The 12,913-nt window shown below is 61.0% G+C and carries 8 protein-coding genes and 1 pseudogene; 8 read left to right on the forward strand and 1 reads right to left on the reverse strand.

All coding sequences use genetic code 11. From position 1 onward, the window contains the following. The first annotated feature begins 162 nt into the window (after positions 1–162). A complete protein-coding gene (gene galE, locus JSY17_RS15715; protein ID WP_206402389.1) occupies positions 163–1,269 on the forward strand; it encodes a UDP-glucose 4-epimerase GalE in 1,107 nt (368 codons plus the stop codon). A gap of 72 nt (positions 1,270–1,341) precedes the next feature. Here the strand turns inward: galE and JSY17_RS15720 are convergent, their stop codons facing one another. Continuing rightward, entirely contained in the window at positions 1,342–6,198 is a 4,857-nt protein-coding gene (locus tag JSY17_RS15720; protein ID WP_117183697.1) for an NAD-glutamate dehydrogenase, read from the reverse strand. Positions 6,199–6,616: 418 nt separating this feature from the next. Here JSY17_RS15720 and JSY17_RS15725 point away from each other — a divergent pair, with 418 nt between their 5' ends. The 7 genes and pseudogenes from JSY17_RS15725 to JSY17_RS15755 all read left to right on the forward strand — a co-directional run. After that, on the forward strand, positions 6,617–6,973 hold the full coding sequence (locus JSY17_RS15725; protein WP_201013259.1) for a hypothetical protein: 357 nt from the start codon (positions 6,617–6,619) through the stop codon (positions 6,971–6,973). Positions 6,974–7,015: 42 nt separating this feature from the next. Continuing rightward, entirely contained in the window at positions 7,016–7,762 is a 747-nt protein-coding gene (locus JSY17_RS15730) for an amidohydrolase family protein (protein ID WP_200978904.1), read from the forward strand. Positions 7,763–7,994: 232 nt separating this feature from the next. Continuing rightward, on the forward strand, positions 7,995–8,954 hold the full coding sequence (locus JSY17_RS15735) for an AAA family ATPase (RefSeq protein ID WP_025259182.1): 960 nt from the start codon (positions 7,995–7,997) through the stop codon (positions 8,952–8,954). Positions 8,955–8,958: 4 nt separating this feature from the next. Beyond that, positions 8,959–9,903, forward strand: coding sequence for a DUF58 domain-containing protein (locus tag JSY17_RS15740; protein ID WP_117165415.1), 945 nt, complete (start codon positions 8,959–8,961; stop codon positions 9,901–9,903). After that, positions 9,900–10,394 (forward strand): DUF4381 domain-containing protein, encoded by a 495-nt coding sequence (locus tag JSY17_RS15745; protein ID WP_117165267.1) that lies wholly within the window; start codon positions 9,900–9,902, stop codon positions 10,392–10,394. Before JSY17_RS15740 ends, JSY17_RS15745 begins: the two co-directional genes overlap by 4 nt. Further along, complete coding sequence (locus JSY17_RS15750; RefSeq protein ID WP_117183694.1) at positions 10,387–11,445, forward strand: vWA domain-containing protein; 1,059 nt, start codon at positions 10,387–10,389, stop codon at positions 11,443–11,445. The genes JSY17_RS15745 and JSY17_RS15750 overlap by 8 nt, the downstream gene beginning before the upstream one ends. After that, positions 11,442–12,861 (forward strand): annotated as a pseudogene (locus JSY17_RS15755) (VWA domain-containing protein); the annotation flags it as partial. The gene JSY17_RS15750 and the pseudogene JSY17_RS15755, both read left to right, overlap by 4 nt. Positions 12,862–12,913: the final 52 nt, after the last annotated feature.

Consider the following 12,913-nt stretch of genomic DNA (forward strand, 5'->3'; position numbering starts at 1 on the left):
CACCTCGATGGCCGACCAGTGACATGACCGCCCGGCCAATTCCCGGAACCGCGGATCGGAACTGCCTTTCGTTATGAAGTAAGCGATCCACTCCATTCGCGCGGACCTTCGCAATAGCGCAACAGCGATCGCACCCCACTTTTTTCATGCGAAGGTGACTCTATGATCCTTGTGACCGGTGGTGCTGGTTACATCGGAGCCCACGCGGTACTCGCCCTTCTGGAGGTAGGCGAAGAGGTGCTGGTTCTGGACAATTTCTGCAACAGCAGCCCCCATGCCCTGACACGAATCGAACAGATCTGTGGCCGTCGTCCTGTCCTGATACGGGGCGATGTGCGTAATCGGGAAGTACTTGCCAGGCTGTTTTCACGCTACCCGATCCGGGCAGTGCTGCATTTCGCCGGCCTCAAGGCCGTGGGCGAAAGTGTGCGCAAGCCGCTGCACTACTACGACACCAACGTCAGCGGCACCATCAACCTGTGTCAGGCAATGGCCAGCGCCGGTGTTTTCACACTGGTGTTCAGTTCATCGGCCACCGTCTATGGCAATTGCCGCAAGATGCCCATCGCCGAGCAGGCACGCAGTGGTCGGCCCACCAATCCCTACGGGCAATCGAAGCTCATGGCCGAACAGGTACTGGGCAGTCTGGCACGAGCCGATCAACGCTGGCGCATCGCACTGCTGCGCTACTTCAATCCGGTGGGCGCTCATCCCTCGGGGCTGATCGGCGAATCGCCCAACACGGTCCCCAACAACCTGCTGCCCTACCTGCTGCGCGTCGCTGACGGACAGTTACCGGTGCTGCCGGTCTATGGCAGTGACTATCCGACGGTGGACGGCAGCGGCGTGCGGGATTACATCCACGTCCAGGATCTGGTCGCCGGGCATCTCGATGCGCTGCACTACCTGCGCACCAACAGCGGAATTCGCGCCTGGAACCTGGGAACGGGCATCGATCATTCGGTGCTGCAAGTGGTGAAGACGTTCGAGCGAGTCACGGGCATGAAGGTGCCGGTGCAGATGCGCGAACGACGTCCCGGCGATGTCGCACAATGCTGGGCCGATCCGTCACGGGCGCGCCGCGAACTGGGCTGGGTTGCCCGATATGGCCTGGAAACCATGCTGCGCGATGCCTGGCACTGGCAGTGTACAAGTCCCGAAGGCTACGAAGATGGATTGCTCAGCGTGCCGGAGCCGCTGTCGGCAGGCGGCGTCGATGCGACAGGCAACGGTCTGCATGCGGTTTATCTGTCTCGCAAGCGCCCGTGATCCTGCCCCCCGAAAACAAAAAGCCCCGCATCACGACGATGCAGGGCTTTTCGTTACAACCGGGCTAAACCATCAGACCGCGACGGCTTGCCCGCTCATTGCCAGATCCAGCAACTCGCGGTTGGCGACCGCATACATGGCGTAGTCCGTGCCACTGGCCGCACGCAACTCGACCAGCATGGCGCGCCAGCGCTCGACCATCGGGGCGTGTTGCTCCAGCCACAGGGCCAGACGCTCTTCCAGATCCTCGGGACCTTCCGGAATCTGCAACACAGAGATGGTGATAGCACGCTGCTGCCAGTCGACATCGTCACGGAAGGCTTCACGGGCCAGCGCCTGCCAGTTGTTTTCCACCGGCAGATTGCTGATCTGTTGCAGATACCAGGTCACATCCAGTGCACTGCCTACTGCGAAGTACACCTTGGCCACGTCGGCAGCATTGTGCCCGGTGACATCGGAAGCTTCGATGATCGGCAGCAGGGTGTACAGGTGATTGGTGCCTGCGACCATGCGCGCCAGCAACTCGGGCACACCCGCTTCCACGTAAGCCTTGTAACGCGACTGCCAGACCTCACGGGTCTGTCCTTCCAGCAGCTCATCGAGCTTGAGGCCCAATGCCGCCAGGTGCGGACCGAAGTGAGCCACGTCACGACCGGCATCCAGTTCGTTGCGACGGCTGCGCAGGAACCAGCGTGTGGCACGCCGTCCCAGACGCATCAGTTCGTCCATCAGCGACAGCTGGATTTCAGCCGGAACCTTGTAGTCCAGCGCCTCGATCTGACGGAACCAGTGCGGCAGATGGAAGATGTCACGCACGGTCACGTAGGCAGCCGCCACGTTGGCCGCGCTCATGCCGGTGGACTCCTTGAGCCGCTGCACGAAGGTGATGCCCATGTGGTTGACCAGATCGTTGGCGATCTGGGTGCTGACGATCTCGCGTTTGAGACGGTGAGCACGCATGGCGGTCGAGAACCTGGCGCTCAGCGACGGCGGGAAAGCCGTCTCCATGTCGCGGGTCAGGTAATCGTCGTCCGGCACACGGGATTCCAGCAAGGCTTCCTTGAGGTCGATCTTGCTGTAGGAGATCAGGACCGACAGCTCGGCACGGCTCAGGCCCTGGCCGGCTGCAACCCGCTCGGCGATCTGATCTTCGGCCGGCAGGAACTCGATGGCGCGATCCAGCTTGCCGCGACCTTCGAGGTCGTTCATCAGACGCTTGTATTCAGCGATCCGGTCGTAAGCGCGACGTGCCGCCAGGGACAGCGCCTGGGTCTGCTTGTAGTTGTTGCCAAGCACCAGGTTGCCGACTTCGTCGGTCATGCTTTCGAGCAACTGGTTACGTTGCTTCTCGGTCATGTCGCCGGCCTGCACCACTTCGTTGAGCAGGATCTTGATATTCACTTCGTGGTCGGAGCAGTCCACGCCACCGGCGTTGTCGATGAAGTCGGTGTTGGTCGCGCCGCCATTGAGGCCGAACTCGACACGGCCCAGTTGGGTCATGCCCAGGTTGCCGCCCTCGCCCACCACCTTGCAGCGCAACTCGTTGCCATCGACGCGCAATGCATCGTTGGCCTTGTCGCCCACATCGGCATGGGATTCTTCGCTGGACTTGACGTAAGTACCGATACCGCCGTTCCACAACAGATCCACCGGCGCCTTGAGCAGCGCATGCAGCAGTTCGGTCGGGGTCAGCTTGTCGGCCTTGATGTCGAAGCGCGCCTTCATCTGCTCGGTGATGGCGATGCTCTTCGCACTGCGCGGGAAGATCCCGCCGCCAGCGGACATGATGCTGGTGTCGTAGTCGGTCCATGCCGAACGCGGCAGATTGAACAGACGCTGACGCTCGGCGAAGCTGGTGGCAGGGTCCGGATTCGGATCGATGAAGATATGCAGGTGGTTGAAGGCTGCGACCAGTTGCAACTTGTCGGACATCAGCAAGCCGTTGCCGAACACGTCACCGGCCATGTCGCCGATACCGATCACACTGATGCTGTCCTGCTGGACATTGATGTCGCGCTCACGGAAGTGACGCTGCACACCCACCCACGCGCCCTTGGCGGTGATGCCCATCTTCTTGTGGTCGTAACCGGCCGAACCACCGGAAGCAAAGGCATCGCCCAGCCAGAAGCCGTAATCGATGGCAATGCCGTTGGCAATGTCGGAGAAGGTCGCAGTGCCCTTGTCCGCCGCAACCACCAGATACGGATCGTCGTCATCGTGACGAACCACGTTGGCCGGCGGCACCAGTACGCCTTCCTTGAGGTTGTCGGTGATGTCCAGCAGACCCGAGATGAAGATGCGGTAGCAGGCAATGCCTTCAGCCTGAATGTCGTCGCGGCTGCCACCCAGCGGCAGGCGACGTGGCAGGAAACCGCCTTTGGCACCTACCGGCACGATGACCGAGTTTTTCACCTGCTGGGCTTTTACCAGACCCAGCACTTCGGTACGGAAGTCTTCTTCGCGATCCGACCAGCGCAGGCCGCCACGGGCCACATTGCCGAAACGCAGGTGAACGCCCTCGACGCGCGGCGAATAGACGAAGATCTCGAACTTGGGCACCGGCTTGGGCAGTTCGGGAATCAGGCGCGGGTTGAACTTGAAGCTGAAGTAGCTCTTGTTCTGACCGTTGGCGTCGGTCTGGTAGAAGTTGGTGCGCAGGGTCGCCTTGATCAGGTCAAGATAACGACGCAGGATGCGGTCTTCGTTGAGCACCTGGACGTTGTCCAGCGCCGTGAGAATCGCCTGCTCCAGACGCAGTTGCTTGTCGTCCAGATCGTCGGAACCGAGCTTGCGTGCCAGATAGAAACGGGTCTTGAACAGCCGCGTCAGTTCACGGGCGATGTCGGTGTGGTTGTTCAGGGTGCTGGCGATATAACCCAGGTCGAAGCCCAGACGAATCTGCTTCAGATAACGGGCATAAGCACGCAGCAGCGCCACGTCACGCCATGGCAGACCGGCGGTCAGCACCAGACGGTTGAAGGCATCGTTTTCGGCATCGCCGCTCACGATATGGACGAAGGCGTCCTGCAGCGTATCGTTGAGCTGCTGGATGTCGAGGTTCAGGCCTTCGCCGTAGGTAAAGGCAAAGTCATGAATCCAGAACTCACGGCCATTGGCATGCTGCAGACGGTACGGGAACTCGCCCAGCACGCGCAGGCCGAGGTTTTCCAGGATCGGCAGCACGTCCGAGAGCGCCAGCGGCGTGTCGGCGTGGTACAGCTTGCAATGCAACTGCTGACGACCGCCGGACAGCGGCTGATAGAAGCTCATCACCAGCGGATTGGTTTCACTCAGGCTCAGCACATGCTGCATGTCGACGACAGCCGAGTGCGCGGCGAAACGCTCGCGATAACCTGCCGGGAAGCCTTTGGGGAAGTCGGCCAGCACATTGGTGCCATGGGCTTCGCCGAAGCTTTCGACGACCAGACTCGAATAATCGTCCTTCCACGAACGGCAGGCCTGGATGACTTCGTTTTCCAGTTGTACCGGATCGATATCCAGATTGACCTTCGGGTCCACGCGCAGGATCAACTGCACACGGGCCAGAACCGATTCGGAGAAGAAGGTCCAGAATTCGCAGTCGCTGGCCTTGAGGCGCTCCATCAGAACCTGCTGGATCTTCTGGCGTACTTCGGTGGAATACACGTCGCGTGGCACGTAAGCCAGGCAGTAGCAGAAGCGGCCATACGGGTCCTTGCGCAGGAACACGCGAATCTTGTTGCGCTCCTGGATCTGCACGATGGACATCACAGTGCTGAACAGCTCGTCCACCGGCGTCTGGAACAGATCGTCGCGTGGCAGCACTTCAACGACCTGCGCCAGCTCCTTGCCCAGATGCGCCTTGGCATCGAAGCCGGAACGACGCTCGACTTCCGCGACCTTGCGACGGATGTACGGAATCTGCCGCACGCTTTCGCCATACACCGACGAGGTGTACAGGCCCATGAAGCGGCATTCCTTGATGACCTTGCCCGACGCATCGATCTGGCGGATCGAAACGTAATCAGGGTAAGCCGGACGGTGTACACGGCTCGGGTGCGCGGCCTTGGCGAACGACAGCAGGGTCGGTTCGCGCAGATAATTCACCGCATAGCCTTCGATATGCAGGTCTTCGCTGGAAAGCCCCGGACGCAGCAGCTTGGCCAGACCCAGCAGGGATGACTCGTCGTAGATCAGTTGACCGCCATCGCCTTCGCCGCGAACTTCAAACTCTTCGTAGCCCAGGAAGGTGAAGTGGTTATCCACCAGCCATTGCAGGAAGACCTTGATCTCGGCCTTCTCTTGCTCGTCCGTGTTGTATTCGTTGGCATCGATGCTTGCCAGCAACTCGTGCAGGCGGGCCTTCATCGGCTCGAAATCTTCTACCGCAGCGCGGACTTCACTCAATACCTGCTCAAGCTCGCGGGCCAGCACGCTCAGTTCGTTGGCGTTGGCGCAGCGGTCGATCTCCAGATACATCAGCGATTCTTGCAGCACACCTTCGCCCGTCGTGCCCTTGGGCAGCAACTCCAGCAACTCGCCTGCAGCCCCGCGACGCACGCTCAGGACCGTGGTCTGCAGGGTATGGATGCTGTAACCGCGACGGTTCAGCTCGGTGCGTACCGAGTCGACCAGGAACGGCAGGTCATGATGCAGCACTTCGACGGCACTGTGAGTCGACTGCCATCCATGACGCTCGTAATCGGGGTTGTAGACCCGCACCTGAGGTTTGCCGTGCTCGAAACGCTCCAGCAGACGCCAGGCGGACAAGGTGCAGCCTGCCAGGTCGGAAAGGCGACGCTGGGTCAGTTCATCCAGGGAAATGATGCCGAAGAATTGCTCAGCGAACAGCGCTACTTGTGGCAATGCCTGTTCGTTGATGTGCTGAGCCAGTGCCGACTTCAGTTGATGCTGGAAGTCGGACTTGCTGGCTGCGGTGAAGAACGCCATCTGTGGTACTCCGCTTTGCTTTTATAAGGAGGAAGCTTGATGGAAGTGTCTCGTACCAGACTGCACCGGGATGTAACGGGCAGAGGCACAGCATGGCAGAGTGTAAAGCTAAAGAAATAACGCTTGCCGCGAACGAGTCGTCACATTCCATTTCACAAACGGGATCGACACGTGAGGGAGCGGCTCTTTGACCGCTCGTCTGATTGCAGCTTAGCGAGAGCACGCTGGCGGATACTTACAGACCTGCGACATATTCGGACATCGACGAACAATAACCCTCATATAACCGGGCACCCAGCGGTCCTGATGACTCGTGGGACCGAATTCATTCGGGAACCGGTCCTGCCCCGAAAGAATTACCCAGCAAATTTCATCCGGGGCTGGCACACTCATCCGCCAGCCCAGCCAGGACCTCGACATGCAAATCAAGACCGCCCTTTTACTCGCCAACCCCTGCGACGACGAGAACGACGACATGGCGCTGCTCTGCTGCCATGACGAAAAAAACGAGCTGTTTTCCCTGGCGCGCTTTCCGGATGAAGACGAAGTAGAGATCACCGTATGCGATGACACGGTGTATGTGTCGGCACTGAACATTTCCCTGAGCGCCACACAGTTGGTGGTGGAAATTTCAGCCGAAGATGCAGAAACTCTGGGTGGTGATACTCGCTATGAGATTCTGCACAACACGTCCGCTGATGACCTGAAAGAGGTGCAGCAGACAGTGCAGATAATTCTCGAAAATGTCGGTACATACGTCAGCGAAATCGACTGACATAAAGGAGTATGGTCACAACTTCGCTATCTGGAGTCTGCCATGTCGCCCATCTTCGATGCTCACTGCCACATCATCGACCCGCACTTCCCGCTCAAGGCCAACAACGGCTATTTGCCCGACCCTTTCAGCGTCCTGGACTATCAGGCTGCCGTCGTCCCTCTGGGGGTCATGGGCGGTGCGGTGGTTTCCGGATCATTTCAGGCGTTCGATCAGGGCTATCTGCTTGAGGCGCTGCGCCGGCTTGGCCCGGACTTCGTCGGCGTGACCCAGCTACCCGCCAGCGTCACCGATGCCGAGCTGGAAACCCTCAACGGCTTCGGCGTGCGCGCCCTGCGCTTCAACCTCAAGCGCGGCGGCTCGGAGCAACTGGATCAACTCGAGACCCTGGCCAGACGCGTCCACAGGCAAGTGGGCTGGCACTCCGAGCTTTATATCGACTCACGGGAACTGGCCGAAATCGAAACCCGCCTGCTGCAACTGCCCGCCATCAGCATCGACCATCTGGGTCTGAGCCGCGAAGGCCTGCCCACTGTGCTGCGCCTTGCGGAACGAGGGGTACGGGTAAAGGCATGCGGATTCGGGCGTGTCGACTTTCCGGTGGAGCAGGCGCTCAAGGATATTTTCTCGGCCAACCCCCATGCCTTGATGTTCGGTACGGACCTGCCCTCGACCCGTGCACCTCGCCCCTTCCAGGCGAGCGATATCGAACTGGTCACCCAGGCTCTTGGCGAAAAGGCTGCACACAAAGTGCTATGGGAAAACGCGGCGAACTTCTATCGGGTATGAAACGCCCCGCATGGCACATGGATAGATCGCGTCTTGCCCGACTTCGGGCAGCGCTTACACACATCTTTGACAAAACATGTGGGACGATTCCCAAAAAGACGCCACCTAATTCCTGAAAGCGTATAAAAAACCCTGTAGCGGTTAGTCGATCACTATCGGGATGGATTAAAGTATCGCCCCCAGCTCCGGTGTCATGTGACGCCGCTGATTACCTTGCCAGGAACACTCATCGATGGAACATCGTGAAGCGCTGATTGCGCTGCGAACATTTCTCTCAACGCAGATCCTCGGCCAGGAAAAACTGATCGAACGCTTGCTGATCGCCTTGCTTGCCGACGGCCACATGCTGGTCGAAGGCGCTCCGGGTCTGGCCAAGACCAAGGCCATCAAGGAACTGGCCGAAGGCGTCGAAGCGCAATTCCATCGCATTCAGTTCACCCCCGACCTGCTGCCGGCCGACATCACCGGCACCGAGATCTACCGCCCGGAAACCGGAAGCTTCGTATTCCAGCAAGGGCCGATCTTCCACAACCTGGTACTGGCCGACGAAATCAACCGCGCGCCGGCCAAGGTACAGTCGGCCCTGCTCGAAGCCATGGCCGAACGTCAGGTCAGCGTCGGACGCAGTACCTATGACCTGTCGCCGCTGTTTCTGGTCATGGCCACACAGAACCCCATCGAACAGGAAGGCACCTACCCGCTGCCCGAAGCGCAGCTGGATCGCTTCCTGATGCACGTCAAGATCGGTTTTCCCGACGCTGCGGTAGAACGCAAGATCCTGCAACAGGCCCGCGGCGAAGCCCTCAACGGAGAAACCAAGCCCGAGCGCCGGATCAGCCAGCAGGCGATCTTTGCCGCCCGCAAGGAAATCCTCGGTCTTTACATGGCCGATGCCGTGGAGGAATACCTGGTGCAACTGGTCATGGCTACCCGCACCCCGGCCAAGTTCGATCAGGAACTGGCCGAGTGGATCGGCTATGGTGCCAGCCCGCGCGGCTCCATTTCCCTGGATCGTTGCGCCCGCGCCCACGCCTGGCTGGCCGGGCGCGACTTCGTGAGCCCCGAAGACATTCAGGCGGTGCTGTTCGACGTGCTGCGCCATCGCATCATCCTGTCGTTTGAAGCAGAAGCTGCCGGTATCGACCAGGACCGTGTCATTCAGCGGATCCTCGACGTCGTCGCCGTTGCCTGAAGCCATGCAACCCTACCTGATTTCACAACCGGGCATTCGCGTCAGCCTCAGCGAGCTGATCGAGATGCGGCATCGCGTGCGAGAAGTGCAACTGTTCTCCACGCCGAGCAGACGCAGCCCTCTGATCGGCCTGCATCACTCGAAATTGCGCGGACGTGGCGTGGACTTCGATCAGGTGCGGGTCTATCAGGCAGGCGACGATGTGCGCAGCATCGACTGGCGGGTCACGGCCCGGACCCAGGAACCGCATACCAAGCTGTTCCATGAAGAACGCGAACGTCCGATCTTCATCATGGTGGAACAAAGCCGTCGCCTGTTCTTCGGTTCGGGCCTGATGTTCAAGTCGGTGCTGGCAGCCCAGGCTGCGGCCCTGATCGGCTGGGCGGCGCTGGAGCACAACGACCGGATCGGCGGGCTGGTGTTCGGCGACAACGAGCATTACGAAATAAAACCCCGGCGCAGCAAGCAGTGCCTGCTGCAACTGCTGAACCGGCTGGTGCGGGTCAATCAGTCGCTGCATACCGAAATCGCTGCCGACCGCGATGCATTCGGCATCGCCTTGCGGCGTGCCCGGGAAGTCCTGCGTCCCGGCAGTCTGGTCATCGTGCTCTGTGACGAACGCGCCCTGTCCGATGCTGCCGAACAACAATTGAGCCTGCTGTCACGGCATTGCGACCTGCTGTTGCTGCCTGTCTCCGACCCTCTGGACCGCGCCCTGCCCGCCGCCGGTCTGCTGCGTTTTGCCGAGCGTGGTGCCCAGCTGGAACTCGACACCCTGGACCCGGAACTGCGCAAGGCCTATCGCGCACAGGGCGAGGCCCGCTCCGATCGCTGGGAACTGCTGGCGAAGAAACTTCGGGTCCTGCTCATGCCCCTGAGCACTCAAACCGCCATGGTCGAGCAGTTGCGCGACTATCTGGATGCCCGGCATCCGGTAAAGAACAAATGAACCCTCTGGATCAGTTGCAACCCTTGATCACACCTGCGCCCATCGGCTTCTGGCCGCCGGCACCGGGCTGGTGGCTGCTGATGCTGCTCATACCTGCCGTGGCCTGGGGTTTCTGGCGCCTGCGTGTGCTGCTGCCGGTCAAGGCCAGCCAGCGACGCAGCGAACAGCCTCTGGACCCGGTACGTCTTGCCGCGCTGGCCGAACTGGCCAGCCTGCCCAAACCCTATGACGGCGCACCGGCCGGAGCCTGGCTGCAACAGATCAACGGTCTGCTCAAACGTGTGTGCCGCAACCACTACCCTCATAGCCAGAGCCACACCCTCAATGGTCGCAAATGGCTGGCCTTTCTCGACAACCGCTGCCCGGCCGCCGGCCTGACCCGCTGGATGATTCTGGTCGAAGGTGCCTATAAACCCGAATGCAAGCTCGACGACAAGGCCATTACCGGCCTGACCCAGTCGGTCGAAACCTGGATTCGCAAACATGTTTGAGTTCGCCTGGCCATGGGTCTTCGCCCTGCTGCCATTGCCCTGGCTGATGCGCTTTGTGCTGCCGATTGCGGACAGCGGTGAAGCGGCGCTCAAGGTCAGCTTTCTCAACGAACTCGAAGAACTGAGCGGGCGCCGGGCCAAGGCCAACCTGCCCGCCTGGCGGCAGCGCCTGCCGCTGCTGCTGATCTGGCTGTTGCTGCTGATAGCGGCAGCCCGTCCGCAATGGCTGGGCGAACCGCTGCCCATCGCCGCCAGCGGCCGGGATCTGCTGGTGGCCGTGGATGTGTCCGGCTCCATGGACTATCCCGACATGCAATGGAAAGGCGAAGATGTCAGCCGTCTGGTACTGGTCCAGAATCTGCTGGGCGACTTTCTCGAAAACCGCCAGGGTGATCGCGTCGGTCTGATCCTGTTTGGCAGCCAGGCATTTCTACAGGCGCCCCTGACCTTCGACCGGCGCACCGTTCGCATCTGGCTGGATGAGGCCAGGATCGGAATCGCCGGCAAAAACACCGCCATCGGTGACGCCATCGGCCTGGCGCTCAAGCGCTTGCGCCTGCGTCCGGCCAACAGCCGTGTGCTGGTGCTGGTGACTGACGGAGCCAACAACGGCGGGCAGATCGATCCGATAACCGCCGCACGGCTGGCCGCCGAAGAAGGTGTGAAAATCTACCCCATCGGTATCGGCTCGGATCCCGACAGCAGCGGCGTGCAGAGCATGCTCGGCCTGAACCCGAGTCTGGATCTGGATGAGCCCACCCTCAAGGAAATCGCCGCAATCAGCGGTGGCCAGTATTTCCGCGCCCGTGACGGCGAAGAACTGCGCAAGATTCGCCTGACCCTCGATTCACTGGAACCGGTGGCCCAGCAACCCACCCAGGCACGTCCGGCCATGGCGCTCTATCAGTGGCCGCTGGCGGCAGCGCTGGTGGGGAGTGTCTTGCTGGTCCTCGTCGATCTGTGGGCCAACAACGCCCTGCAACGCCTGCTCAACCAGCAACGACTGGTACGTCTGCGCAAGCGCCTGGAACGTATCCGGAGGCCACGATGATCGCGCTCTGGCCTCACTGGCTACGGCCCTGGTGGCTGCTGATCCTGCCACTGCTGGGCCTGTTGATCTGGCATCTCTGGCACCGGCAGAAACGCGCCGGGCGCTGGCAGATGATCATGCCCCTGGCGTTCCACTCCGTGCTGCTCAACGGCGGGCGCGGACGCAACAATAAATTGCCGTGGGTCATTCTGGGCATCTGCTGGGTCCTGGCCGTACTGGCCCTGCTCGGTCCCGGCTGGCAGCGGGTCGAGCAGATCAGCCAGAAACCGGTCGACCCACTGGTGGTGGTGCTGGAACTGACGCCGCAGATGCTCGCCACCGACAGTCCGCCGACCCGCCTGGAACAGGCCAAACGCAAACTGCTGGACCTGTTGCAGGCACGCCGGGACTCGCAGACCGCCATCATCGTTTACGCCGGCAGCGCCCACACGCTGGTGCCACTGTCCGACGATCAGGTGACCAGCCATAACCTGCTGGATGCCATCAAGCCCTCGATCATGCCCCAGGCCGGTCAACGCGCCGATCTGGCCGTCAGGAAAGCCCTCGATCTGCTCAAGCAAGGCGCGCTGGGTCAGGGCCGGATTCTGTTGATCGGCTCATCGTTGAGCGAACAGGAACGCCAGGGGATCGAGCAACTGCTCAGAGGACAATCGCCGCCGCTGCTGATCCTGGGGATCGGTACTGCCGAAGGGGCTCCGGTGACACTGGAAAACGGCAGCCTGCTCAAGGACGCTCAGGGCGCGATCATGGTGCCGCGCCTCGATAGCGCAAGCCTCAATGATTTCGCCAACAACCTGGGCGGCAGCTATCGTCAAGCCAGAATGGACGATGAAGACCTGCGCAGCCTGGGACTGTTTGCCGGCCCGCAGAATCTGCGCAGCGACGGGCAGGTCCTGCAGTTGGATACCTGGGCCGATCAGGGCTACTGGTTCCTGTTGCCGCTGTTGCTGCTGGCAGCCTGCGCCGGACGACGAGGCTGGCTGTTCTGTCTGCCCCTGCTGTTCATGCTGCCGCAGAACAGCCAGGCGTTCGAGTTCCAGGACCTGTGGCTGCGCCCGGATCAACAAGGCCAGCGCCTGCTGGAGCAGCGCCGCCCGGCCGAAGCCGCACAGCACTTTGAGAACCCGCAATGGAAAGGCATGGCCTTTTATGAAGCGGGAGACTACGCCACGGCAGCCCAGCGCTTCGCCGAAGGCAACACGGCCGCTGACCATTACAATCGCGGCAATGCCCTGGCCCACAGCGGAGAGCTGGAAGCGGCACTGGATGCTTACGAACAGGCACTGGAGCGCCAGCCGGACTTTCCGGCGGCGCAATTCAACAAGGCATTGATCCAACGCTTACTGGATCAGGCCAACGATCCAACCCCTTCGGAAACAGGGCAGGACAAGAGCGAGCAAGCGGAAGAAGGCCACGAAACAGCGCACCAGCAGGCCAGCAATGCGCCCGAAACGGAACAGAATCAGTC

The organism is Pseudomonas capsici (assembly GCF_017165765.1).
Lineage (GTDB): Bacteria > Pseudomonadota > Gammaproteobacteria > Pseudomonadales > Pseudomonadaceae > Aquipseudomonas > Aquipseudomonas capsici.

Bases quoted from the DNA above. Each gene is read 5' to 3' on its own strand.
- JSY17_RS15745 (WP_117165267.1), top strand. From the start codon at position 9,900: ATGAACCCTCTGGATCAGTTGCAACCCTTGATCACACCTGCGCCCATC.
- JSY17_RS15740 (WP_117165415.1), top strand. From the start codon at position 8,959: ATGCAACCCTACCTGATTTCACAACCGGGCATTCGCGTCAGCCTCAGC.
- JSY17_RS15735 (WP_025259182.1), top strand. From the start codon at position 7,995: ATGGAACATCGTGAAGCGCTGATTGCGCTGCGAACATTTCTCTCAACG.
- galE (WP_206402389.1), top strand. From the start codon at position 163: ATGATCCTTGTGACCGGTGGTGCTGGTTACATCGGAGCCCACGCGGTA.
- JSY17_RS15730 (WP_200978904.1), top strand. From the start codon at position 7,016: ATGTCGCCCATCTTCGATGCTCACTGCCACATCATCGACCCGCACTTC.
- JSY17_RS15720 (WP_117183697.1), bottom strand. From the start codon at position 6,198: ATGGCGTTCTTCACCGCAGCCAGCAAGTCCGACTTCCAGCATCAACTG.
- JSY17_RS15750 (WP_117183694.1), top strand. From the start codon at position 10,387: ATGTTTGAGTTCGCCTGGCCATGGGTCTTCGCCCTGCTGCCATTGCCC.
- JSY17_RS15725 (WP_201013259.1), top strand. From the start codon at position 6,617: ATGCAAATCAAGACCGCCCTTTTACTCGCCAACCCCTGCGACGACGAG.